The sequence below is a fragment of the Cylindrospermopsis raciborskii Cr2010 genome, from assembly GCF_003367075.2.
Taxonomy (GTDB): Bacteria; Cyanobacteriota; Cyanobacteriia; order Cyanobacteriales; family Nostocaceae; genus Raphidiopsis; species Raphidiopsis raciborskii.
This window is the reverse complement of sequence record NZ_CP065936.1, coordinates 1842676-1868342: the sequence shown is the minus strand read 5'-3', so window position 1 is coordinate 1868342 and position 25667 is coordinate 1842676. Positions and strand designations below refer to the sequence as shown.

22 protein-coding genes, 1 rRNA gene and 1 pseudogene are annotated in these 25667 nt (G+C 41.2%); 19 read left to right on the top strand and 5 right to left on the bottom strand.

Annotation, left to right across the window (positions count from 1 at the left end):
- Positions 1–7: 7 nt before the first annotated feature.
- A complete protein-coding gene (locus tag C6N34_RS08525; protein ID WP_115538369.1) occupies positions 8–1336 on the bottom strand; it encodes a TldD/PmbA family protein in 1329 nt (442 codons plus the stop codon).
- Between the two features lie 328 nt (positions 1337–1664).
- Between C6N34_RS08525 and C6N34_RS08520 the strand changes: the two genes are divergently transcribed.
- The 4 genes from C6N34_RS08520 to C6N34_RS08505 are packed head-to-tail and all read left to right on the top strand — an operon-like array spanning position 1665 to position 6596.
- Positions 1665–2276, top strand: coding sequence for a DUF1788 domain-containing protein (locus C6N34_RS08520; protein WP_096546041.1), 612 nt, complete (start codon positions 1665–1667; stop codon positions 2274–2276).
- Positions 2277–2285: 9 nt separating this feature from the next.
- The gene (gene brxC, locus C6N34_RS08515; protein ID WP_115538370.1) at positions 2286–5786 is read left to right on the top strand and encodes a BREX system P-loop protein BrxC; all 3501 of its coding nucleotides are present in this window, start codon (positions 2286–2288) and stop codon (positions 5784–5786) included.
- Positions 5787–5829: 43 nt separating this feature from the next.
- Positions 5830–6204, top strand: a complete 375-nt coding sequence (locus C6N34_RS08510; protein ID WP_006277877.1) for a DUF433 domain-containing protein — start codon at positions 5830–5832, stop codon at positions 6202–6204.
- Positions 6201–6596 carry a hypothetical protein gene (locus tag C6N34_RS08505; RefSeq protein ID WP_006277876.1) on the top strand — a complete coding sequence of 132 codons (396 nt, stop codon included), beginning with the start codon at positions 6201–6203 and terminating at the stop codon, positions 6594–6596. Before C6N34_RS08510 ends, C6N34_RS08505 begins: the two co-directional genes overlap by 4 nt.
- A 49-nt stretch (positions 6597–6645) precedes the next feature.
- On the opposite strand, the pseudogene C6N34_RS17195 reads toward C6N34_RS08505, so the two are convergent.
- Positions 6646–6739: pseudogene (locus C6N34_RS17195) on the bottom strand (IS200/IS605 family transposase); the annotation flags it as partial.
- Positions 6740–7030: 291 nt separating this feature from the next.
- Here C6N34_RS17195 and C6N34_RS08500 point away from each other — a divergent pair.
- The 9 genes from C6N34_RS08500 to brxL all read left to right on the top strand — a co-directional run bounded on the left by C6N34_RS08500 (position 7031) and on the right by brxL (position 18175).
- Positions 7031–8113 (top strand): AAA family ATPase, encoded by a 1083-nt coding sequence (locus tag C6N34_RS08500; RefSeq protein ID WP_096546035.1) that lies wholly within the window; start codon positions 7031–7033, stop codon positions 8111–8113.
- Positions 8110–8646 (top strand): hypothetical protein, encoded by a 537-nt coding sequence (locus C6N34_RS08495; protein ID WP_071242350.1) that lies wholly within the window; start codon positions 8110–8112, stop codon positions 8644–8646. Before C6N34_RS08500 ends, C6N34_RS08495 begins: the two co-directional genes overlap by 4 nt.
- A gap of 5 nt (positions 8647–8651) precedes the next feature.
- A complete protein-coding gene (pglX, locus tag C6N34_RS08490) occupies positions 8652–10508 on the top strand; it encodes a BREX-1 system adenine-specific DNA-methyltransferase PglX (protein ID WP_115538371.1) in 1857 nt (618 codons plus the stop codon).
- A 72-nt stretch (positions 10509–10580) separates the two neighbouring features.
- Positions 10581–10949, top strand: coding sequence for a helix-turn-helix domain-containing protein (locus C6N34_RS08485; RefSeq protein WP_102981708.1), 369 nt, complete (start codon positions 10581–10583; stop codon positions 10947–10949).
- A complete protein-coding gene (locus C6N34_RS08480) occupies positions 10924–11529 on the top strand; it encodes an IS630 family transposase (RefSeq protein ID WP_083383444.1) in 606 nt (201 codons plus the stop codon). Before C6N34_RS08485 ends, C6N34_RS08480 begins: the two co-directional genes overlap by 26 nt.
- A 43-nt stretch (positions 11530–11572) precedes the next feature.
- A complete protein-coding gene (pglX, locus tag C6N34_RS08475; protein ID WP_236107496.1) occupies positions 11573–13177 on the top strand; it encodes a BREX-1 system adenine-specific DNA-methyltransferase PglX in 1605 nt (534 codons plus the stop codon).
- A complete protein-coding gene (locus tag C6N34_RS08470; protein WP_115538498.1) occupies positions 13177–13623 on the top strand; it encodes a DUF1016 N-terminal domain-containing protein in 447 nt (148 codons plus the stop codon). The genes pglX (C6N34_RS08475) and C6N34_RS08470 overlap by 1 nt, the downstream gene beginning before the upstream one ends.
- The gene (gene pglZ / locus C6N34_RS08465; protein WP_115538497.1) at positions 13616–16138 is read left to right on the top strand and encodes a BREX-1 system phosphatase PglZ type A; all 2523 of its coding nucleotides are present in this window, start codon (positions 13616–13618) and stop codon (positions 16136–16138) included. Before C6N34_RS08470 ends, pglZ begins: the two co-directional genes overlap by 8 nt.
- 15 nt (positions 16139–16153) lie before the next feature.
- Complete coding sequence (gene brxL / locus C6N34_RS08460; protein ID WP_115538502.1) at positions 16154–18175, top strand: BREX system Lon protease-like protein BrxL; 2022 nt, start codon at positions 16154–16156, stop codon at positions 18173–18175.
- 124 nt (positions 18176–18299) lie between these two features.
- Here the strand turns inward: brxL and C6N34_RS08455 are convergent, their stop codons facing one another.
- Positions 18300–18560: a hypothetical protein gene (locus C6N34_RS08455; RefSeq protein ID WP_115538496.1), complete on the bottom strand. Its 261-nt coding sequence runs from the start codon at positions 18558–18560 to the stop codon at positions 18300–18302.
- Between the two features lie 111 nt (positions 18561–18671).
- Here C6N34_RS08455 and C6N34_RS08450 point away from each other — a divergent pair, with 111 nt between their 5' ends.
- The 3 genes from C6N34_RS08450 (at position 18672) to C6N34_RS08440 (ending at position 21236) form a co-directional block, all read left to right on the top strand.
- Complete coding sequence (locus C6N34_RS08450; protein ID WP_235528882.1) at positions 18672–18779, top strand: DUF29 domain-containing protein; 108 nt, start codon at positions 18672–18674, stop codon at positions 18777–18779.
- Positions 18780–19207: 428 nt separating this feature from the next.
- Positions 19208–19453 carry a hypothetical protein gene (locus C6N34_RS08445; protein WP_236107494.1) on the top strand — a complete coding sequence of 82 codons (246 nt, stop codon included), beginning with the start codon at positions 19208–19210 and terminating at the stop codon, positions 19451–19453.
- Between the two features lie 19 nt (positions 19454–19472).
- On the top strand, positions 19473–21236 hold the full coding sequence (locus tag C6N34_RS08440; protein ID WP_236107492.1) for a WD40 repeat domain-containing protein: 1764 nt from the start codon (positions 19473–19475) through the stop codon (positions 21234–21236).
- Between the two features lie 18 nt (positions 21237–21254).
- On the opposite strand, the gene C6N34_RS08435 is transcribed toward C6N34_RS08440, so the two are convergent.
- Positions 21255–21461 (bottom strand): D-Ala-D-Ala carboxypeptidase family metallohydrolase, encoded by a 207-nt coding sequence (locus tag C6N34_RS08435; protein ID WP_235678268.1) that lies wholly within the window; start codon positions 21459–21461, stop codon positions 21255–21257.
- A 152-nt stretch (positions 21462–21613) separates the two neighbouring features.
- On the opposite strand from C6N34_RS08435, the gene C6N34_RS08430 reads away from it, so the two are divergent.
- From C6N34_RS08430 to C6N34_RS08420, 3 genes are all read left to right on the top strand, one after another.
- Positions 21614–22192 (top strand): Uma2 family endonuclease, encoded by a 579-nt coding sequence (locus tag C6N34_RS08430; protein ID WP_057177931.1) that lies wholly within the window; start codon positions 21614–21616, stop codon positions 22190–22192.
- Between the two features lie 318 nt (positions 22193–22510).
- Entirely contained in the window at positions 22511–23410 is a 900-nt protein-coding gene (locus C6N34_RS08425) for a hypothetical protein (RefSeq protein ID WP_147290751.1), read from the top strand.
- A gap of 267 nt (positions 23411–23677) precedes the next feature.
- Positions 23678–24568, top strand: a complete 891-nt coding sequence (locus tag C6N34_RS08420) for an AAA family ATPase (RefSeq protein WP_115538936.1) — start codon at positions 23678–23680, stop codon at positions 24566–24568.
- 935 nt (positions 24569–25503) lie between these two features.
- On the opposite strand, the gene rrf is transcribed toward C6N34_RS08420, so the two are convergent.
- Positions 25504–25621 (bottom strand): 5S ribosomal RNA (gene rrf / locus C6N34_RS08415).
- Between the last annotated feature and the right edge of the window lie 46 nt (positions 25622–25667).

Below are 25667 nucleotides of genomic sequence, written 5' to 3'. Positions count from 1 at the left end.
AGACTTTTTAATAGGTTGTATTTATTCCATTTTTACCGATAATGGAAAGGCCTTCTACTACAAGAGAAGGAGTATAACAAGAACCATTCCAATCAGCATCACTACCGATCTTAACTACCTGCTTGAGTGCGGTATAAACATTACCAGCAACCATAGTATCCTTAACTCGACCTATAACTTCTCCTTTTTCCACTACATATCCCAAATCAACATTAATAGCAAAATCTCCAGAAATTCCCCCGCTCCCACCCAGCATTTGATCCACAATTAAACCCGTATCCATAGATTTAATTAACTCCAGCAGGGATTCTCCACCGGGTTGGATGAGAAAATTAAACATACCAGGAGCGGGGTAGCTACCTAGACCTGGACGAAAGCCATTACCCGTAGTTCCCATACCTAGGAGACCACCAGTAGTGCGATCGCTGTAGAAGTTGCGTAAAACCCCCTGATCAACAAATATCAAAGATCGGGTAGGGGTGCCTTCATCATCAAAAGGACAGCTATAGGGACCTGCTTGAGGATCCTGATATATAGTAAGATTAGGTGTCATAATTGACTGGCCCAATCTATCAGACCAGGGAGAAGCTCCTTCCCACACTTGTTTAGCATTTAGGGCAGCCTGCACAGTTCCCCAAAGCATATCAGCAGCTTTAGAGGTAAACAAAATAGGCGATCGCCGGGTGGGGGTAGGAACATTTTGTTCAGCCCAGGTTAATCGCTGAAGGATTTGATGTGCCACTTTTAGGGGGTCAAGTTGACCGCGTTGAGTTTGTCCATCAGCAACGCTTAAAAAATCATCACCTCTAACCCATTCGGCGGACATATAGCAACTGAGAGTAGTGTCACTGTAATCACAGTTTAGACCCTGACTATTAATTAACCTAATACTTTCCACATCGCATTCCCAGTCACCATTACAGACAACATCGGGATAGATATCACGTACCTGAGCGATCGCAGTTTTGCCCCAATTTATCAGTTGTTCTACGGATACGGAAATACCTATATCAAGGTAAGATTGGGGAGAATGGGTTCCCAGTTCTACTGATTCTGGTTCATTTAGTTGACTCAGGGCCAGGGCCCGTTCTACCATCCCTGGGGGGTCTAAAGGACCGTAGGCCACAGTAAGTCCTGGACGCCCATTTTTCCACAGTCGGAGTGCAGCACCTTCGGATTGACTAGTTTCTAATTGTTTAAGACGATTAGCCTCAAAAAACACGGGACGAGAAAGTGAACGGGACTGATATACTTCTGCGGCCTCGGCCCCGGATTTTAAGGCTAGTTCCAGCAGCTGTTCAGCTTGTGTATCGTGGGAAAAGTTTGCAGGACCCATGTTCCTTAATTCATGATATGTGTTGACTTCTCCCCGCCCTAAAGAGACGGGGATTCATTAGAACCGTTTTTGTGCGGAGGTTCGTTATGCCGAAAGTTCCACAAGCGTACTCTAATTGGCGCAGTCAAAGTCGCCTTACTGACTCCATCTAGAGCTAGTCCAAATATTGTCCATACTTTTGTGTTGCACCTACAAACAGCTTATCAAACCGGGGGAAAAAATTAGCAATTTCTTCCCCAAAAAGCAGGATCTCACAGTTGAAATAGTTTTTAAAAAATCCTAAACACATCCTTGTTTGGAAATAAAGATATAGAAGAGAATAAAGTTTATGGCACTAGATATAGAAACACAACCAATACAAGAGAGATTTCAGCACCTGCTAAAAGTTATTTCTGGCGATCGCTTTCTGAAAAAGCAGGGTTTAGGAAACGAAGTGCCATTTTTTATCTGTCCCTATAGACCAGAAGAGTCAGTAGAAATGGAATACATTCAGCAACAACTTACCAAGAGCCTCAATCAAGCTGGGCTTGGCGTGCTGGAAATTAACTTGTATAATCTTTCCATTGAGCTTTTACAAAAGCGAGGAGTGTGGGAGCAAATTCTGGATATTGAGCCTTCAGTTTCCAAAGAGCAACTCAAGGAGCTACTGCAAGGGGTTCTTGATCCCGAAAAGCATCTTGTACCAGCTATTGCGGAAAAAATGGACCAGAGGGAATTCGCCGTTATGTTTATTTCCGGGGTGGGTGAGGTATTTCCTTACATTCGCTCCCATAACGTTCTCAACAACCTCCAAAGCACTGCCAAGGACCGCCCCACGGTAATGTTCTTCCCAGGGGCCTACACCCATTCCCTCGAAACCGGTGCATCCCTGGATCTCTTTGGGCGATTGCGGGATGACAAATACTACCGAGCATTTAATATCTTCCATTACGAACCATAGGACCACACCATGACCTTAAAGACTATTTTTCAGAAGCCAATTGACCGCCCCATTGAAGGAGTCATCAAAGCAGATGACGAAGCAAGCCTACGGATTGAAATTGAAGAATATGTACTCACTAACGAGATAGAGAAGCGACTGGAGGAATTTCTTCATGCTTACAACAATTACCAGGGTGCCAATGGGGTGTGGGTGTCAGGTTTCTTTGGTTCTGGTAAATCTCACCTGCTCAAGATGTTAGCACTGCTACTGGAAAATAGATCTGTGGATGGGATACCGGTACTACATTCCTTCCTACCCAAGTGCGGTGAAAATGAAATGCTCCGGGGTGACCTCAAAAAGGCTGTCTCCATCCCATCAAAAAGTATTCTCTTTAACATTGACCAAAAGGCTGATGTAATTAGCAAGACTGAAATAGATGCCCTCCTAGCTGTCTTTGTCAAAGTATTTGACGAGATGTGCGGCTATTATGGTAAACATGGCTACATTGCCCAATTTGAGCGGGACTTAGATAGCCGTGGTCAATATGAAAGCTTTAAATCAGCATACAAAGAAGTGGCCCATCGACCCTGGGAAGAAGGTCGGGAGCAGGCCCTGTTAGAGTCCAAAAACATTGCCATCGCCTATGGCCAAACCGTAGGTGGCGATGCGATCGCAGGTCAAGGAATTCTCGACAAGTATCGCAGTCAATACAAGGTTTCTATTGAGGACTTTGCTAAAGCGGTTTTTGACTATGTGGAGCAACAAGGGAAAAACTTCCGCTTAAACTTCTTCGTAGATGAGGTAGGGCAATACATCGCCGACAATGTAAAATTAATGACCAACCTGCAAACCGTTGCAGAAAGCCTGGCTACCAAGTGTAGGGGACGCGCTTGGATTATGGTTACCGCCCAAGAAGATATGGACTCAGTACTAGGAGAAGATAGTCGCCAACAAACCAACGATTTTTCCAAGATTCAAGCTCGGTTTGCCAACCGGATGAAACTTACCAGCCAAGATGTTGCTGAAGTCATTCAAAAGCGACTGCTCATGAAAAATGAAATTGGCAAGAATGTGCTCTCAAAATTATATGATGACCAAGCGAATAACTTTAAGACCCTTTTTGATTTCGTTGATGGATCCCAGACCTACCGTAATTTTCAGGATCGGGATCACTTTATCCAGAGCTATCCTTTTATACCTTACCAGTTTCCCCTTTTCCAAGCTGCCATTCAAAATCTATCAGCTCACAATGCGTTTGAAGGCAAGCACAGCTCTGTTGGAGAGCGTTCCATGTTAGGTGTTTTTCAGCAAGTTGCTATACAGATTAGTGAATATGAGGAAGGTCAACTTGCCACCTTCGACCTCATGTTTGAAGGTATCCGTTCAGCACTAAAATCCAGCATCCAGCAAGCCATTTTACAGGCGGAGCGACACCTGCGTAACACTTTTGCTATCCAGCTGTTAAAAGCCCTGTTCCTGGTCAAATATGTAAGAGAATTTAAGGCAACACAGCGCAACCTCTGTGTGTTGATGTTTGATCGGTTCAATTGCCATATCACGGACTTGCGTAAGAGAGTAGAGGAAGGACTAAACCTATTAGAGCAAGAAACCTACATCCAGCGCCACGGGGAACTCTACGAGTATCTAACGGATGAAGAAAAAGACGTGGAACAGGAGATTAAGAATACGGAGGTAGACAAAAGAGCTGTTGCTGAAGAGTTAGAAAAGCTAGTCTTCGATCACACCCTCAAGCTGAAAAAGATTCGCTCCAACTCACAGGATTATCCCTTTTGTAAAAAGATAGATGATCGTCTCTATAGTCGGGAATGTGAATTGACAATACACATCATCTCCCCGTTCAATGAAAATGCTGAGAATGAAGATAACCTGCGCGCCCAGTCCATGGGACGTGATGAACTGGTAGTGATTATACCACCAGAGGAAAGACTCATGCGCGACCTTATCATGTACAAACAGACAGATAAATATATTAGCCAGAATGTGTCCATTACCCAAAAGGATTCAGTTAAAAGCATACTCACCGATAAGAATTCCCAGAATAGGCAACGCTACACAGATCTCCAGCAACGGGTACACACATTATTGAGTAAATCAAAACTCATCCTTAATGGCAGCTATATTGAAGTAGGGGGAGATGACCCCCAGAATCGCATCCTCAAGGGATTTGAGGATCTGATCCTCAAAACCTATCCCAATTTACAAATGCTGCGCGGTATGGTTTATACGGAAAAAGATCTGTCCGAGGCACTAAACAAACCTGAACAGCTTCGTGAAGACACCGAACCAGAGCAGGAGGTGCTTGCTTCCATTCAGCGCAATAAAGATCTTGGAGTAAGGACAACCCTAAAAACGCTAATAGACAAATTTGAACGTAAACCTTATGGCTGGCATCATGCAGCCCTATTGCACAATGTAGCGAGTCTTTGTGCCCGAGGTAAGCTGGAAGTACGCTGGGACAGCAATCTATTGGATGGTAATGAGCTACTCAAAGCACTAACCAACACCCGTGACCACATGAACATCATTCTTGAACCGCAAATAGATTTCACTGCTTCCCAGGTACGGGCATTAAAGAAACTATATACTGACTTTTTTAACGAACCAGCTCCCAGCGGAGATGCCAAACTACTGGGACAAAAAACCGCAACCGCCATTTCCGACTTAATTGATAGGCTTGAAGCCCTTTCTACTTCACACTATCCCTTTAAAGAAAAACTTAGTAGTGCGATCGCCAGACTAAGAAACATCAAGGGCAAACCTTATGCCTGGTATGTTACAGACCTTCTCAAACAAAAAGATGAGCTGCTTGACCTGAAAGAACAAACTATTGAACCGATTCGCACATTTCTGAATGGTTTACAGCGAAACATATTCGATTGTGCCCAGGCGTTTATTGAAGAGCAGGAAGCGAACTTTTTGATAGTGAATGCTCTTCAAGAGAAAAAGGTGCGGGAAATACTCGCTGACCCTCACTGTTTCCGAGGCGATCGCATGCAGCAGTTAAAGGAATTGGTGACTAAACTGAGGGAAGAGATTACTACTCGGTTAAATAGAGAAATTGAGGATGCTGTAGCTATAATAGAATCACTACGAAGCAAACTAGTTGCTACGGCTGAGTTTCATGTCCTTAGCTCTGGTCAGCAAACTGAGATTGCTAGCTCATTTGATGAATATATAAAGGTTATCAAGAACCAGAAGCTCATCGCTGTAATCCGTGACAGAAAGAGCTACTTTGAGCAAGAGGAATACGAAAGGCTACGGCAAATAGTTTTTTGTACCCAGCCTGGTGTGGTAGCAGAGAAGGCAAATCAATACCATACTAATCAAGAAAAAAGATTAGTGGGGAATTGGCAAGAGACACAAAGTCTGTATGTAAGTCATCGTTCCATCCAGTTTAGTTTCGACAAAGAGTGGCTGGCAGATGAAACGGATGTAGAGCAGTATGTAGCTGTTATGCGGGAGGCATTATTGGCAGAAGTTCGCAGTGGGAGAAGAGTACAACTATGATAAAATACAAGTTAGTAAACACACATATTAAGAGGCTTTGACCATGACCCCAGCATCTAATAGAAAAACTGATATCATTCGTACAGAGCGAGGATTAACGATCGCAGGTACTCGCATTACCCTGTACGATGTGATGGATTACGTAACGGAAAACTATCCACCAAAGTTTATCCGTGCTATGCTCGATCTTACCCATGGACAGGTAAATGCTGCACTATCTTATATTGAAACATACCGTGAAGAAGTTGATGCAGAGTATCAGCTTGTCCTGAAGGAAGGCGAAGAACTGAGACAGTATTACGAAGAACAAAATCGTGAGCGAGTTGCCCGTATTGCGGCTAAGCCCCCAAAACCAGGTACAGAAGCCATTCGGGCAAAACTCCAAGCAGAAAAAGCCAAGTTTGCATCACGAGTATGAATTTTTTAGTTGATCATAACCTACGAGGGCATTCTGTTGTCCTCGCTGGGAGCTTTACTGCGAGTGGTTGGCTTGACTTGATATCGATTCGTTTTATTCTCTTTGAAGAAGTCGGTTTAGCTGTCACGAGCGATGATCGCGTTGTTTGGCGGTATGCTCAAGCCAATCAGATGATCCTGATCACCGGTAACCGAAGCATGAAAGGCAAAGATTCCCTGGAGCAAGTGATGCGGGAGGAAAATACCCCCACATCATTACCCGTCGTTACAATCGGTAATATTGATCGACTACTTTCCGAGCCAGATTATCGCAATCGCTGCGTTAATCGTTTGGTTGATATTGTAGTTGATATTGAAGAGTATCAAGGCGCAAGACGCATTTTCATCCCGTAATGCGCCGAATGCTAGAGCGATCCATTATAACGCTATAAGACAAGCACAACTAATGTTCAAGGGAATCTTGATTCTCTACATATTTTTTAAGTTGGTCTGACACCTCCACAACTAGCTACAAAATAAGCCCCGGTCCATAATACTAGTCTTTCCAATAAATCTTTTTTTTTAAATGGTCAGTCCTAGCATTTCATAATCTTTTTTGGGCTGAGGTATTGACAAGAAGTACCAATTCTCCATTTAATTACTTATAGACAACAGTAAAAGGGACTATACACAGTTTCATAGCCTACACAATAAGGCTGAATCTGGAACCATCGAACTAGATAGTGTAGACAAATACATAAGTGTATTCCAAGTGGTACATCACATGCCTAAATCAAAGCACTGAGTCGAGAAAAAACTAAGAGATATGGGTACAAAATAACATAAATATGATAACACATTTAGAACTGAAAAACTTCATGGCCTTCACCGAAGTGAAAATTGATTTTTCTCCTAAGATCAACGTGATCATCGGGAAAAATGGCACAGGAAAAACCCATCTGCTCAAAGCTGCTTATTTCCTCAGTGGTGTGGCTCCCCTATTCAAAAACAATTCCCATATTAGTGACAAAGAACTTGTTAAGGAACTTGCTTCCGCCCTTACCCCTGAGCTTTTACGCCTATTTTTGCCTTTAGATGCTAAGTTAAACAAAATGCGTCACCACGGTGGAGGTGCAAAAGCCACATTAGAAGCCCACTTTGCCCATGATCAACAGATAGCTGTTAGCTTTAGCACCAGATCTAAATCCTTGGAAATCAAGATCAAGGATAGAAATAGCTGGGAACAATACCAATCCAAACCAGTTTTCTTTCCCACCAAAGAAGTCCTCTCCTTTATGGAAGGATTTAACAGTTTGTACCAGATGTACCAAGTCTCCTTTGACCAGACCTATCAAGATATTTGCCTGTTGTTAGACCTTCCCCAAATTCGTCCAGAAAACCTGCACGAAAAATCCAAATGGGCCATGGAAGAGCTGAAAGCCATCTGCGGTGGTCGATTCATTTTTTATGGAGGAGGCAAAGTCACCTTCAGAACCGAGGATTCTGAATACTCCGCTAACTCTATAGCTGAGGGTATTTGCAAAGTTGGAATGCTTTACCGTCTGTTAGAAACGGGAGCGCTTCAACCCGGTGTTAGTGGTTTGCTGTTGTGGGATGAGCCCGAATCAAACATGAATCCTAAACTAATGAAAAGTCTCGTTACCATTTTGCTAGAGCTATCACGCAATGGACAGCAAATTATTCTGGCAACCCATGATTACGTCCTACTTAAGTGGTTTGACTTACTTATGGACAAGAGTAAAGGGGATCATATTCTGTTTCATACTCTTTACCGTGACGATGAATCTGGAACCATCAAACTAGATAGTGTAGATAACTACATAGGCATGTCACCAAATGCCATTGCCGACACCTTTAGCGACCTTATCAAACAACAGGCAAACCTAAAAATGGGGGATTTAGGCAAATGAAAGTGAGAGAGGGAGATTTGGAAATTGACTTTACTGATGCAATAGAGGCACTAATTTTTGATCAAATGAAGGATAAAACACTCCCAGACTATCATGGTGTAGCCGAAATGTACCGTGTTGATTTCGTGGTTGAGTTTGAAACGCGCATCGTGTTTGTCGAGATTAAAGATCCTGGCAACCCAAAAGCACAGGTAAAGGGGTTGGAAAAGTTTTGGGAAGAATTGAAAAATGGGAGTCTCAGCAGGACTTTTGCAAACAAATTTGTTGATTCATTCTTGTATCGCTGGGCGGAAGAAAAGATTCACAAACCAGTGGACTACCTCAATATTATAACATTGGATGATGCAGTATTACTGGATAATTTTTCAGATGAAATAAGAAAGGTGATCCCTCCTATGGGTAAGACTGTGCCGCGATGGAGACGACAATTAGTAGAAAATTGTCAAGTGTTCAATTTGGAGACATGGAACGAAACTTTCCCCGGGTGGCCCGTCACACGCCTAAATCAAAGCACTGAAAGGAGAGAAAATTAACATATATGGATACAACTAGACTCAAAAGATTTGCCCAATTTGCCCGTCGCAGCCTAATTGAACAGGTTTCTAGTAAATTAAATCATATAATAGCTGAAGACAGTGTAGCTCGTCGCGAAAGCGCAGAAGCAGTAGATAAGCTAGAACAGCAAATTAAAGAACAGGGAAAACAACAGGTCATTGAGCAGGTGGCTTATATCTGGTTTAACCGATTCTGTGCCCTGCGGTTTATGGATTTAAATGGCTACACCACCACCGCCATTATATCCCCTTTGGAAGGACAGTTCCAACCAGAGGTTTTGGCTGAAGCTAAGATGGGACATATTGATGAGGATATGATGCCCATAGCTAAAACTAGAAATCATGTCTTGACCTTACTAAACGGAACTTCTACCAGCCGAGACCCACAAACGGAAGCCTATCGCCTCCTACTGGTAGCTGCTTGTAACTACTGGCATGGAGCTATGCCTTTTCTTTTTCAGCGCATTCAAGATTACACTGAGCTGTTGTTACCCGATGATTTGCTATCAGGGAAATCTATTCTCGCCTATACCCGTGAGGCTATGACTCCTGATGTTGGTCAGGATGTGGAGGTGATTGGATGGTTGTATCAGTATTATATCTCGGAGAAGAAGGATGAGGTATTTGAGGGATTAAAAAAGAATAAGAAGATTACGCCAGAGAATATTCCCGCAGCGACCCAGCTTTTTACCCCCCACTGGATTGTTAGATATTTGGTGGAAAATTCCTTGGGTCGGTTGTGGATGCTGAATCGTCCCCATTCTCCATTGGTGGAGCGCATGGAATATTATATCAAACCAGAAGTACCTGAATCTGATTTTCTCCCCATTGAAAATCCGGAGGAGATTAAGATATGTGATCCGGCCTGCGGTAGCGGACATATATTGGTATATGCCTTTGAGCTGCTGTATGCCATTTATGAAGAGGAAGGTTATGAACCATCTGAGATTCCTGGTAAGATTCTCACCCATAACCTTTATGGTGTGGAAATTGATGAACGAGCAGGGGAGTTGGCAGCGTTTGCATTGGTGATGAAGGCCCGGGAGAAATATCGGCGGTTCTTGCGTAAGCCTTTCCAACCGAATATTTGCGTATTACAAAAGGTGATATTTGAGAAGGATGAGCTAAAGAGGTACATGGATTTTATAGGGCGGGATCTGTTTACATATAAGGTGCAAAGCACCCTACATGAGTTTGAAGAGGCTGATAATTTTGGCTCTCTCATTCGTCCCACAGCGACAGATGTGGGAGGGATAGTGGCCATGTTGAAAGGGAAGAATGTTTCTGGGCAACTGCTTTTTTACCAGACCCATCAGAAGGTTTTGCAAGTGTTAAAGCAGGCAGATTATTTGAGTTCTAAGTATCATGTAGTGGTGGCTAATCCCCCCTATATGGGTGGGAAGGGGATGAATAGCAGGTTGGGGGCGTGGGTTAAAGATAATTATCCTGACAGCAAGGGGGATTTATTTGCTGTGTTTATTGAGCGCAATCTGCAACTTGCGAGAAAGCACGGTTTGGTTGCGATGATAACCATGCAGAGTTGGATGTTTCTCTCCTCATTTGAAAAACTTCGAGCGGGTATTTTGGGTCAAGATACTCTCCTTTCCATGGCCCATCTTGGCGCAAGAGGGTTTGACAGTATTGGGGGTGAGGTTGTATCCACAACTGCCTTTGTTTTAGCGAATAGCAATGATTCTGAATATAAAGGAAGTTATGTACGTTTAGTTGATGGCAACTCCGAAGGAGAGAAGGAGTCTGCGCTTCGTGAAGCCATTAAAAATCCCAATTGCGGTTGGTTTTTCCGTGCTTCTGCTGCTGATTTTACAGCAATTTTCATGTAGTTAAACTACAAAATAAGATAAGCTATAATAAGGGTAATAAACTAAAATAGAGTAGAAGTACTGTCAAATTATATGCCAAAACCTTATTCAATAGATTTGCGTAATCGCGTGATTGTAGCATGGGTTGCTCAAGAGGGATCTCAACGCCAGTTGGCAGAAAGATTCAAGGTCAGCTTATCATTTGTGAGAAATTTAGTACGTCGTTATCGTGAAACTGGGCAAGTTGAGCCAAAGCAATGTGGAGGATATGAAAAGCCTGTAATTGCAGGCCAATATTTAAACATGATCAAGTCTTGGCTGGATGAGAAAAATGATTTACTACTTTCAGAATTGTGCGATCGCCTGAGAGAAACGACGGGCACTAGTGTTAGTATCACAACCATGCATCGAGCCTTAGAAAAGTTGGGTCTACGTCATAAAAAAAAGTCTAAATGCCAGTGAACAGGAGACTCCACGTGTTCAAGAATTAAGGCATGATTATCGTCGTTGGGTAGATACAGTTGATATTAGAAATTTAGTGTTTTTAGATGAATCGGGGATAAATTTAGGGATGTCAAGGTTGTTTGCCAGAAGCCAAGATGGACAAAGAGCAATTGGTAGCGTACCAGGAAACAAGGGCAAAAATATTTCTCTGATTGGGGCTTTAAATATGGATGGAATTCTGGCAGCAATGACTGTAGAGGGAAGCACAAATACAGAAGTATTTCTCACTTATGTAAATCAGGTTTTAGTACCTCAATTATGGAAAGGGGCTATTGTTGTTATGGATAATTTAAAGGTTCATTATGCCGAGCGCGTGAGATTGTCAATTGAATCAGTCGGTGCAAAAGTTAAGTTTTTACCCCCCTATTCTCCAGACTTATCTCCGATAGAATTGTGTTGGTCAAAATTAAAGCAATTTCTCCGTAGTCGGGAGGCACGAACATTAGAAGCCCTAAATGAGGCCATGACAAGTGCAGTAAATTATATTACAGCAGAGGATGCGCTTAATTGGTTCAATCATTGTGGTTTATTTACATGAAAACTGCTGTAAGAAGATTCCGGGGAGTCCGATCGCCTATTGGGTGAGTGAAAATATCATAAATGCGTTTAGTTCAGAGCGGGTGGAAGAATGGACGATTTCTGAAGGGCAAAACATAACAGCTAACAATGACAAGTTTGTTAGAAATACATGGGAGGTTTCTGCTTCATTAATAGGTAGAAACAAAAAGTGGCTTTCATATGCAAAAGGTGGTGATTACAGAAAATGGTATGGGAATAGGGAGCATATAGTCAACTGGTCTGAATCTGCAAGGACACATTATCGACAAGACCCAAGCTGCCGAATTATTGCAGAGTATCTTTGGTACAGAAAAGGTATTACTTGGACGTTAATAACATCAGCAAAACAAAGTTTCCGTCTGCTTGTAGAAGATGAGACCTTTGATAAAGGTGGTTCAACTGTTTTTATTAAGGATGAACATCCTTTAGAGTATTTAATAGCATTCTTGAACAGCAAAGTGGCACGAGTTTTGAATAAAACACTTAATCCTACATTGAACCTGCAAATAAAAAATGTGAGGGATCTGCCAATAATAGTGAGTCAAGTGCATACTGTTATTAATACAACATTAAGTTTAATTTTGGTAGAGATGCGCGACTGGGACTCCTATGAAACCTCCTGGGACTTCACCAAACTCCCCCTCCTCGACCCCAGCTACCGCCAACCCACCCTCCAAACCACCTACCAAAAACTCCGCCATCAATGGCAGCAAACAACCCTAGAAATGCAACGCCTAGAAGAAGAAAATAACCGCATATTTATCTTGGCGTACGGACTCCAAGACGAACTCACCCCCGAAGTTCCCCTGAACGAAATCACCCTCACCTGTAACCCCCACTACCGCTACGACCACACCAAACCCCAAACAGAACTAGAAACCCTTCTCCTCGCCGACACCATTAAAGAATACATCTCCTACGCAGTAGGGTGCATGTTTGGACGCTACTCCCTCGACCAACCAGGACTCATCCTCGCCAACCAAGGAGAAACCCTCCCAGACTACCTCCAACAAATCCCCAATCCCACCTTTACCCCCACAAAAACCAACGTTATCCCCATTCTCGATGGCCAATGGTTCACCGACGATATGAGCGATCGCTTCCGCCAATTCCTGCGCCTTACCTTTGGTGAACAACACTACGAAGAAAACCTAAAATTCATCGAAAAAGCCCTAGGCAAAGATATCCGCAAATACTTCCTCAAAGACTTCTACAACGACCACGTCAAACGCTACAAAAAACGCCCCATCTACTGGCTTTTCTCCTCCCCCAAAAGCAACTTCAACGCCCTCATCTACCTACACCGCTATCGCCCAGATACAGTCAGTATAGTGCTAAACGATTACCTGCGGGAATTCCGAGCCAAACTAGAAGCCCGTCAAAATCACCTCAAACGAGTTGAAGTAAGTGCTGATGCCTCCCAGTCAGAGAAAACCAAAGCAGTCAAAGAAATCAACAAACTTGCTACCATAATCGAAGAGCTCGATGACTACGAACGAGAGATCCTCTATCCCCTGGCCATAGAGCAAATCCACATTGACCTGGATGACGGTGTCAAGGCAAATTACCCAAAATTTGGGTTAGCTTTAAAGAAAATCCCGGGATTGGAGACAAAAGAGGAGGACTAATGGCTGAGAAATCTAAGAAAGATATCCAATCAACTCTATCTCCAGTCGAGTATTCCCAACTCCTACTAGAGGTCAAAGAACGAGTTCGCACAGCCCAGTATGCAGCTCTCAAAGCCGTAAATACCCAGCTGGTAGGATTATATTGGGACATGGGCAAAATGATCGTGGAGCGACAAAAAGATAGTGGATGGGGGAAATCCGTGGTAGAAAGGCTATCTGCTGATCTCCAGGAAAAATTCCCCGGTATCAGAGGGTTTTCCGTACAAAATCTCTGGTATATGCGCCAATATTACCTGGAGTTTAGTGGGGATGAAAAACTCCAACCACTGGTTGGAGAAATTGCATGGGAACTAGAAAAAGCCATTATCCCCCGAATAAAGGAACTAAAAGGTCAATTACCTTCCTCAGAAGCGATTTCTAACCTGCTGGAGGGCATTTATGATTAACCGAATTAACCAGTCCCTCACCAAACTCTTTGAAAAACACCGCATTGTGTTCTGGTATGATGCCAAACCGGAACTTGTCCGGGAATTTTTGGGTGGTGTAGAGAAAATAGAACTTACCAACAACCAGTTCGCCGTTAAGTACCGTATCCTGCACCAGGAACCGAAAAGTAAGTTCCTACTCTATCAAGAAGGACCTCAACCCCCTGACCTAGAAAACTGGTTGCTGGATGTTCAACTGGCCCACACAGAGTTTCGTGCTGACCAGACTTCTCTATGGCTCGCCGAACTGGAACTAAGTAGGGAGTTTACCCATTTGGTGCAAGGTCACATTGCCTTTTTCCAATCCTCTGAGCGGAGGGAGTTGCTTAAACGATTGATTACATCCCACGATACTATCACTCAAATCCAATTAAAGATGTTAGCTGTCTGCACCGGCTGTGGGTCGGACTCACGATTGGAAGCGATTCTGGAACAACTTTTAGGGGAGCTTTCTAGTGACTGTGCCCAGTATGAGAAAGGTCAAATTGGGGATAAATATCGCCTGATGGTACGGTGCGAGCTAGAGCAGTATTTTTGGGAGCAGATGAAGAACTGCTATGGTTACAGCTGTGCCAAACCAAGTATGAAGGATTTTGCTCTCCAACTCTTCAGCTACTGCTATTTTGAAAACTTTGCCTCCACCCCCAAAGGAACTCAAAACCTCTCCTCCGACGCTGTGGTATTTCTCAAACGATGGAAGGATAGCATTAAATGTCAACATTCCTTCGAGACTTTATCCAGCTGGTGTGCTAAAGACCTTGGCATTGAACATGACCTAGGAGAAAGAGAGATTGGGGAACTGCTCGATGTGGACTACTTCCGCCTAATTGACCAAAGAATATTGAGCGAACTGGTGCGCGGTGTGGAGCAGAGAACTTTACTTGGTAGTGATGTTGCTCAGTGGATATGGCGGCGCAAGCAAAGCCATTGGTATGAAGAGTTTCAACACTACTACGAATGTGTTGGGGCCGCAGCTAAGTTTATACAGGAGTTAGATAGGGCATGCTTTACCATAGAATCCCTAGCTGAAGGGGTGGAAAAATACGCTAAATCATGGTTTCGCATCGACCAGCTTTACCGCAAAACTATCTACCATCTAGGCCGAGTCCCAGACTGTTCATTTATGGGAGGATTAGTTGATTTGATAGAAAACCTTTACGCTAACAATTACCTCTTAAAGCTGAATGATCACTGGCAATCATGGGTTGATCAGACTACGAGTTGGTCTGCACCATATATCTATCTCCAAAATAAATTTTTTCACCACTGGGTACTGCCCTTTCTCAACACAGATAAGAAAATATTTGTAATTATCTCCGATGCTTTGCGCTTTGAAATTGGTGATGAACTGATCAGCTTAATCCGCCAAGAAGATCGTTACGAAGCCACCCTAGAATCAGCCATGGCCATGCTCCCCAGCTATACTCAGCTTGGTATGGCTGCCTTACTCCCCCATAGCACTCTCGCCCTAGCTAATGATGGTTCGGTTTTAGTAGATTCTCAAAGTTCCATGGGAACCGAAAATCGTAAAAAACAAATCAAACGCGGACATTCCAAACGTGCCACTGCCATAACCGCAGAAGATCTAAGAGAACTAAGCTCAGACGATCGTCGCACACTCTTCCGTGACCATGATTTGGTCTATGTGTATCATAACCACATTGATGCCATAGGTGATAAACGAGAATCAGAGTCCCGAGTTTTTGATGCGGTTGAAGAAACCCTAGATCAACTCATCAAGCTGATTAAGAAACTAACCAGTGCAAATGCTAGTAATATATTGGTAACAGCAGACCACGGATTTATCTACCAGAAACGGGCGATCGAAGATAGTGATTTTGCCAGTGATGAACCCCAGGGGGAACAGATCCTGTTTAAAAACCGCCGCTTCGTCCTGGGTAAGGGACTAAAAAAGACCCCCAGCCTACGTAAATTTACTTCCAATCAGCTTGGTCTACAAGGGGAACTAGAAGTGCAGATCCCCAAATCAATCAACCGTCTCCGTCTTAAAGGTTCGGGAAGTCGTTACGTCCATGGTGGCGCCTCCCTGCAAGAAGTGGTGATTCCTATTGTGAAGATCCACAAGAAGCGAACCAGTGATATCACTATGGTGGAAGTGGAAATTCTCCGGGGAGCTAGTTCTATTATCACAGCCACCCAACTGACTGTAGTTATATACCAGACACAAGCAGTTACAGAAAAAGTACACCCCCGGTTTCTGCAAGCTGGAATCTATACTCAGACAGAGGAACTGATCTCCGACTCCCATGACCTCACCTTTGACCTAGAATCAGAAAATCCCAGAGATAGGGAAATTTCCGTCACCTTCACCCTAACACGCAAAGCGGATGAAGCCAATGGACAAGAGGTCTACTTGCGCCTTAACGAAAAACTACCCGGCACATCTCAACATAAGAAGTATAAACACCTTTCTTATACCATGCGCCGCTCGTTCACCAGTGACTTTGATTTTTAAGTGGGAGGAACTGCTTTGAACAACCTGGATCAAAAGATAAATGCCCATTTTCCTGGACTTGTGGTGCGAAAAGACCTGGTTAAGACGGTCAAAGGTAACGCCATCGTTCCTTCCTATGTACTCGAATACCTTCTCGGTCAGTATTGTGCCACCAATGACGAAGCCACTATTAACACAGGGATTGAAACAGTTAAGGAAATATTGCGGAAACATTATGTCCATCGCAACGAAGCAGGGCTGATTCGCTCTAATATTAGGGAAAAGGGACGTTATAAGGTCATAGATAAGATCAGCGTTGAGTTGAACGAAAAGGCGGATGTGTATGAAGCCGAGTTTGGCAATCTGGGCATTAAGAAGGTGTTAGTTGATTCTAGCACAGTCAAGAGCCACCCCAAACTCCTAGTGAGTGGAGTGTGGTGCATTGCAGACCTGGAATACGAATTTAGCGAAGATAAGAATTCTAGTCCCTGGATTCTGGCCTCCCTAAAACCCATTCAACTATCTTACTTTGATTTTGATACTTACGTGCAGGCCCGCCAAGCATTCACCACGGAAGAATGGATTGACTTACTAGTCCAGAGTATTGGTTTTAACCCCGAGATGTTTGGTAGGCGAAGCAAGCTACTTCAGCTCATCCGTCTGATTCCATTTTGTGAGCGCAACTATAACCTAATTGAGCTTGGACCCAAGGGGACTGGCAAATCCCACATTTTTTCCGAATTCTCCCCCCATGGCATCCTCATCTCCGGTGGCGAAGTAACCGTAGCCAAATTGTTTGTCAATAATTCCACTGGTAGGATTGGTTTAGTTGGTTATTGGGATGTGGTGGCCTTTGATGAGTTTGCTGGTAAGCAAAAGAGTGTGAATAAATCTCTTGTAGACATCATGAAGAACTACATGGCCAACAAATCCTTTTCACGAGGTATAGAAACCCTTGGAGCCGAAGCCTCCATGGTATTTGTAGGTAACACCAAGCATACAGTCCCCTATATGCTCAAGCACTCCGATCTTTTTGAAGAACTTCCCGACAAATTCCACGATTCCGCCTTCCTGGATCGCATTCATTTTTACATTCCCGGATGGGAAGTGGACATCATCCGGGGGGAAATGTTCTGCAATGGCTATGGTTTTGTCGTAGACTACCTAGCGGAAATTCTCCGAGCCATGCGTAACCTTGATTACTCAGATTACTATCATACTTACTTTTCCCTTTCTCCTGATATTTCCACCCGCGATCGCGATGGTATTCAAAAGACCTTTTCCGGTTTAATGAAACTCCTTTTTCCCCAGGGTAGTGGGACAGAGTCCGAGGTAGAGGAAATGTTACAAATTGCCATAGAGGGGCGCAAGCGGGTTAAAGATCAGCTATTGCGCATAGATTCTACCTATAGGAAAGTTAACTTTGCCTACGAAAATAGAAAGGGCACCTGTAAAACTGTCACCACCCTGGAAGAAGAAGAGTATGCCAGCTTCTACCACCAGATCCTGACCGAAGAGAAAGAGAGACCATCATTATGGGAAGAGGATGGAGAAGTTTTTCCACAGGAAGCGCACCTGACCTTTAAAGAGAATCAGCGAGGGGTTTCATTTGACACCCTGTTAGGTCCCTATTTAGAGGGTGCAAAGGAGATTACCATTACCGATCCCTACATCCGAGTTTTTCACCAGGCCTGCAACTTAATGGACTTGATAGAAACCGTAATCAAGTTAAAGCCCAACAGAGACGAAGTAAAGATTAATTTAATTACAACCCTAGATGAATTAAAAGGGGAGCAACAGGTTGAGTATTTAGTGAAGATACAAGATTCCTGTAGTATTGCTGGGATTGATTTCAAGTGGGAATTTGATGGTACTTCTACCATTCACGCTCGACACATAGTGACAGATACAGGCTGGAAGATATTATTAGACAGGGGATTAGACATATTTCAGCACTACGACCTAAAAGATGTGTTCTCGATTCCAAACCGATTGCAGGAGTTCCGGGGGTGTAAAGCTTTTGAGGTCACATTTCTCCGTTGTGACCCTGTCGATTAATCTGATGTAAGTAGGTGAGTTGTAACCATAGGTTTACTGACACGCATCACCAGATTTTTATAAATTTGATGTTGAGGTTGTGTGTAATCTACTAAACAAAGCAAAACTCCCGCATCACACAGAATCATAAATCTAAACTCTGCTGACGATATTTTTGGAGCAAACGTTGTTGATACTCATTCTGCGGTTCATGATTTAGTATAGGTAATTGATCAACCTTTTCAAACCACCGCTTCCACCTATCTGTTAAAGATTCTGAAGATTGAACATTAACTACTTGATTTTGCTTTTGTGCAATTAAGAAATTAATAAACTCATCCACTCTTGATATCAGAGGATCTGGTAATTGTTGTAACTTATTAACCACAACTTCACGAGTATTCATAGATTTATTCCTTTACTTTTTACTTAATAATAACCTAACTGGAAAATTGTGCCTCCCTACTTATCACTGGGCGATCGCTTGTTAAAATAGTAAAACCAGCATTTTAAAACTATGACAACTTTGTATGAACAAGATTTTGTTCTCTGGTCAGAAAAGATGGCTGATCTAATTGCTAACGGGCGTTTTAAGGATGTGCGATCGCACTCTCAAATTATATAATCGATAAATGCAATAAATGCGATCGCTTATTGTTCCTGTTTGTGCTAAGTGGGTGAGAGTTGGTTTTTAAAAATATCTATGGTCTTATTTAGGAGTATATAAAAACCACAGGCGATCGCGAAGCACTCCATACAGGCGATCGCTCCTCTCTTCAATCTAAACTCCAGTTAGTTAGATAGAGATAATTCAATATCTAAGCTGAAAGAAAAGGGAGTGGTCATAAGAATCACCAAATAAGTAGGCTAAATGTATGATAATGTAGGGGGTGTCGCAAACTATTACGTGCACCAAAATGTCCCCCCGGGAGAAAGATTTTTAAAAACCTTCCTCCTGCTAAAGTCAACCCAATTAATTTTAAGTGAAGGTATGCAATACATCCCTACAGAAGCCATGTTATAGTAAATTAAACCGATTGAGTCAGTACCAAAGTGAATGGGAGGTATAGATATGATGAGGCAAATTCCAATAAAAATCAGCTTGGGGAGACAATCGCGCCTGAAATTGTCTACCCAGAAAGTGATGCTCAAACCAACCTTCCGATGGCGCAAAAGGTGACTGTTTTGGAGTGGGTGGAAGGTTTATATGAGGAGCAGGTTTTTACGGGTGATGAGGTGATTTGTTCCCCTTTATTTTCTGAGGTGAAGTTAACTGTAAATGAGATCCTAAAAAAATAAAATAAATCAGTAGATAAATATGAGTAAAATTCCAGAAATCCAAGCTAGGGAATATATTGGTTTAAGCCTTCTGTCTTTGGGTGTGATCGCATTCTTGGCTACCAAAGACATACTATATATGGTTATACCTATCCTATTAGATATATTGCTATTGCACTTAGGAAATTATGTTAGGTATAATCATGCTTGGTCATCATCACAAATTCCACAAATTACAACACTACAAATAAATATGACAAATCTGACAAATCAAGTTGATGAAATTAAACAAACAATGAACCAATCTAATGAAAGAATCAAAAAAATTGAAATTTGGAAACAACAACTAAACGAAATAATTGATCAGAAAATTCAAATTTCTATACAAAAATTGCTAGTATCAACCGAAGAAATTCCTCAACAAATTAGTGATATATATAATCGCCTAAATACAATAGACAGTGAAATTAAAAACTTACTAGAGCAAACAGAAAATAAATTAGAATTAACCGAAATTAGTCAACAAATTGACCAGATTGAGTCTCGCTGTGAAAATCTGGATGATTCAATCCAGAAACTACATGAAGCTTGTCATCAAAACTTCGTCACAATTGGTGAATTTAATCAACTCAAACAGAATCAAAATCATGAAAATTCTAGATTCAATGAACTTTTTGAATCCGTGAATAACTCTTTGACAGAATTAGATAGGTGCTTTGATGATTTAATCACAGTAAGCAATTTAGAAGAAACCGAAGAACCTAATTTCAATACTCCCAAAACATCATGTATTGAAAATATAGAAACTTCACCAATCACAGGAAAATTTAATCAGGTAATTCTTGCCACATCTAAATCGGAAGCAAGTGTAGATGAAAATCTCAACCAATTATTATTTGTACAAAATTTAAAAGGTCATGAGTCTAAAGTTTCCGCAGTAGCTTTTAGTCCTGATGGTAGAAATTTAGTTAGTGGTAGTGATGATAAAACAATCAAAATTTGGGATTTAATAACTCAGACTCATCGCACCCTACCAGCACATCAAGATTCTCCCTGGAATGGAGGTATTAACTCAGTAGCAGTTAGTCCCGATGGGAACATAGTAGCTAGTGCAAGTAAAGATAAAACCATTAGATTATGGAACTTCACTAGCGGTGAAAAAATCATCACGTTAACAGGACACCAAGAACAGGTAAACTCTTTAGTTTTCAGTCCTTTAGGTAAAATCCTAGCTAGTGGAAGCAATGACAAAACTATTAAGTTGTGGAATTTAGAAAGTGGTGAAGAAATTTATTCTTTCCAGGGTCATTCAGATGGTGTTTTATGTGTAGCTTTTAGTCCTGATGGTCAGCTATTAGCTAGTGGTAGTCGTGATGGAACCATTATGATTTTAAAACTAGCTGAGAAACAAGTCAGAACCATAGTAGTGAATTCCAACTGGTTTAATGGGGGAATAAATGCTTTAGCCTTTACCCCTAATAATCAAATATTGGTGAGTGGTGGTAATGATACAATCATTAAATTATGGAATGTGGAAACTGGGGAAGAAATTAGAACTTTAAATGGACACTCTCAAGCTGTTTATACCATTGCCATTAGTCCCGATGGGAACATAGTAGCTAGTGGGAGTAAAGATAAAACTGCAAAGTTGTGGAACCTAGAGAGCGGTGAAGAAATCTCCACAGTCAAATGTGCCGAAGATGCCATTTATACAATTACTTTTAGTCCTAATGGCAAACTTCTAGCCACTGGGAGTGGAGATAAAACTATTACAGTCTTTCCCTATAATTACCCCGAAACATAACATTAAACTTAGCCAAACTTAGGCGCGAAAGTAAAGATGCTGACTGTTACGCGCACCACCTAGGGAACTATTGACTGCGGGTGGACGATACCCGGATGTGATTCTAATGGGTGAGCCAAATTTCTCTCTTACTGGTTCCCAGGTTAAGGGTATCCCCACAGACAATCTCCAGGCGTGGATTAATTTAATGGTTAATTTCGTGGCGATCTCGCGATAAATTTGCATTATTGGCAAGGAGTTAACTAAAATACAGTTAGGTGACATACTCCTACAAACCGAACAAATGGGTTGGGTTCCCCTGTCGCTACAAAAAATAGGCAAGGTATTGTTGATAAAAGCGATTTTAATTTGGTCAACCATAGATGAGGTAACAAAAAATGATTGCTGTAAAAGACAAGTTTCCTAAGTTAACACCCGAAGAATATTTTGTCTGGGAAGAAAAACAACTGCTTCGCCATGAGTATATTAATGGTGAAGTTTACGCTATGACTGGGGGAACTCAAAATCATGGACGAATTGCTAGTAATATTATTTTCATTGTTAAAGGTCATTTACGGGGTAGTGGTTGTCAGGTTGGTAATTCCGATTGTCGTGTAAATATTTTGGAAACAAAAGATTATGTTTATCCTGATGTGAGCGTTACTTGTGACGAGGGCGATCGCACTGCAATCCAAGCAATTCAATATCCCTGTCTAATTGTTGAGGTTTTATCTCCCAGTACGGCCAGTTATGACCGAGGGGATAAATTTAGATTGTATCGTCGCAATCCTAGTTTGCAAGATTATCTTTTAGTTGATGCTGAGAAAATAGCGATTGATTTATACCGCAAAAATGATCGGGGTAATTGGGAGATTTTTAATTATCAGTCGGGGGATAATATCGAGCTACAAAGTATTGATTTAAGTTTTCCCATTCAGTCGGTTTATGAGGATATTGTTTTTGAGGAATTAGCTTGATAACAGTTACAAATTAAAATCATCGACTCAGTTTTAGCACTTTGGTTTTGGTTTTTAAAAATATCTGTGGTCTTATTTAGGAGTATATAGAAATCACAGGCGATCGCACGCAGATAAACTTCTATTATGGGCAGCGATCGCTCCCCATTTTAATCTAAACTCCAGTAATAAATGCGATCGCTTATTGTTCCTGTTTTGTAAGTGCTACCTATGAGAAAAAATCATAAGGACTAAACTAGAGTCCATGTTCATTAATACTATAATATTATGATTACAGTATTTATACCTTCGTTTGTTTACCAAGTTAAGGAGTATAAAATGATTATTACATTAATAAGAAGGATGATGAGCATAACTAGGAGAAAAGAAGCATTAGTTAGACTAAGTATAATAACATCTGTATTTACAGGTATAGGCAGTATAATTGCATCTAATATTCATGAAGACTACTGGAATAAAACTATATTTCGGGTTCAAACCGTTGATTTTAATATGTTATCTCACACATTACCAACTAAACTTTCTTATGTGATAATAAAACAAAACCAGGAAGAAATTCAACGTACTTTAGACAGTAACTATAGTTTATTTGGTTTAATAGTTACAGATGCAACCGGAAAAAATATTATCTCCTATTCTGGTAAAAATTCTTCAAGACCCATATCCTGGAAAGCAGCTCTTAACCCTGAAGAACTAAAAAATCATCCTTATGACGTGCTGCTTGATCCTCCTCCTATTTTTCCTCAAGGGGTATATGCTAATCCTCGTGCAACTGAACGAACTGCTACAAAATTTATTAATAAAGGTCGCATAATCGGCAGAGTTTACTATATTAGAATACCTAAACGAACATTTAAGGATGATATTATTAAATGGATTAATAATCCTTTTTCCACTAGTGGTTGGATTGAGTCTTATACTGTAACTATAATTGCCATTGTGGTAACGATTATTTTGATCACTTTAGAACATACCTTAGCCCGAGAAAGAGAACAACAATTACAAGAAAATAATAGGAGGCTACAAATAGACCTGGCGGAAAAAATTAAGGGTCGTGAATTACAACAAGCACAAATAGATAGTCAAAGAAGTCAATTTGAGCAGGAAGTTAATCACCTGCGTAATGAAATTGGTATTTTGAATCAATCAATAGCCCAATTACAATCTCAGTCCCAAAATAAAAGGAAAAGAAGTAGAAATTCTGTCATCGTGGGGTGACAATCCTTACCAACAAGTAAAAACTTACTGTGATGCTATTAGGAGAAATAGAAATTTAAAAATTAGCAAACGTCATAAAGTCTTTATGAAAGATACTAAAGTGTATGGAATTATCGTTTTTCCTAGTGATTCACGTATTGATAGAACAGTTTTAAATATAGATTTATATTATAGGGTTATAACCATAAGCGATTTGGTTGCCACGATAAACCAATTAACTCGATTAAGTTAACTACCTCTACCTTACCATGGCGAAAATAAGTATTTATGCTCTTACAACTAACAGCATATTCTGACTTTAAGGTATCGCCACTATTTGACAAAGAAGCAATGATTCTGATTGCAGAAAATGGTTCCGGTAAAACCACAATTCTCAATGCACTGTATTACTCAATGTCATGTAGGTTCGATAAACTTAGCTCAATAGACTTTAGTTCTATCATTCTCGAATTCTCATCTGGTGAAATGGTTAAAAGCGTTGAGATTAGAAACAGTGATCTGAGGTCTTTTTATCAAAGTTATCAACGTGACCCATTTCCACCAAGTTCTTTCTTGAGAAGACTTTTGCCCAGGAGAGAAATAGATAGTTTGTTGGAAGCAGCGCGGATGAGTAATGATTTGCTTCGTGTGCATTTTGAACGTATTATCAAAACTTATAGGATCCCTATTCAATACCACTCTAGAATATTAGATGAGGTAAGGATTAAGCAAGAGGAAAATCCAGAAAGTCTAAAAGATGTCATTAAACAGATAAATGCTAATATAATTGCTACTAAGGATAGTATCCAAAATTTGAACGAGACCATTTTATACTTTCCGACTTACAGAAGAATCGAGGAAGATTTAAAAAATTTAGGTTACGCAGAGGAAAAATTTGAAGTTTTAAACCTTAGCGATAAAGAGAACAAACTTATTCAGTTTGGTATGGATGATGTTATTATCAAGCTGAATGAAATAACAATGGATATCAAAAACTCAGCACTCAACCTTTTTTCAAAAGTTACAGGTGAAATTCTGACTCAATTTATTCAGGGTATTAAAGTCAATGATGAAATGAAAAATAGCATTAAACCAGATACCTTTTTACCTTGTTTGATTAGTAAAGTTAATTACTTCGTAAATTTCGATGAGGAAAACTTATCTTTTTTTCTTGCATGACCACTGAGCCAATTTTCATTAGGTTTATTCTCAACTTTTTCAGCAACCCCTAATTAATAGTGCAGTTCTACATTAAGGTAAATGTTTTTAAAAACGGGCGATCGCTGTTTTGGAAGTAAAACCAAACTGCCCATAATTAACAGTGGGGTTTGTTGGGTTTCGTTCCTCAACCCAACCTACGGTAAATGTTTTTAAAACCGGGCGATCGCTGTTTTGGAAGCAAAATCAAACCGCCCACTCCATAATATAACGAATTCACGTATCCCATAATTAATAGTGCAGTTCTACATTAAGGTAAATGTTTTTAAAAACGGGCGATCGCTGTTTTGTAGGTAAAATCAAACCGCCCATCCTATAATACAATGAATTCACGTACACCATAATTAACGGTGGGGTTTTACATTAAGGTAAATGTTTTTAAAAATAGGCGATCGCTGTTTTGGAAGTAAAACCAAACTGCCCATAATTAACAGTGGGGTTTGTTGGGTTTCGTTCCTCAACCCAACCTACGGTAAATGTTTTTAAAACCGGGCGATCGCTGTTTTGGAAGTAAAATCAAACCGCCCACTCCATAATATAACGAATTCACGTATCCCATAATTAATAGTGCAGTTCTACATTAAGGTAAATGTTTTTAAAAACGGGCGATCGCTGTTTTGTAGGTAAAATCAAACCGCCCATCCTATAATACAATGAATTCACGTACACCATAATTAACGGTGGGGTTTTACATTAAGGTAAATGTTTTTAAAACCGGGCGATCGCTGTTTTGGAAGTAAAACCAAACTGCCCATAATTAACAGTGGGGTTTGTTGGGTTTCGTTCCTCAACCCAACCTACGGTAAATGTTTTTAAAACCGGGCGATCGCTGTTTTGGAAGTAAAATCAAACCGCCCACTCCATAATACATGGAATGAGCGGTTATGTAATAATAAACCTGGCATCGAGCTATTTTGACATAGGGCAACCCCCATACTATCGTCGCCGCAACAGCGTTTCACCTCTGAGTTCGGGAAGGGATCAGTGTGGTTCCACCGCACCATAGACACCAGGAAAACTCGTCGATTTCAAAGTTTCCACTTCAAAACCCTGAAGACTG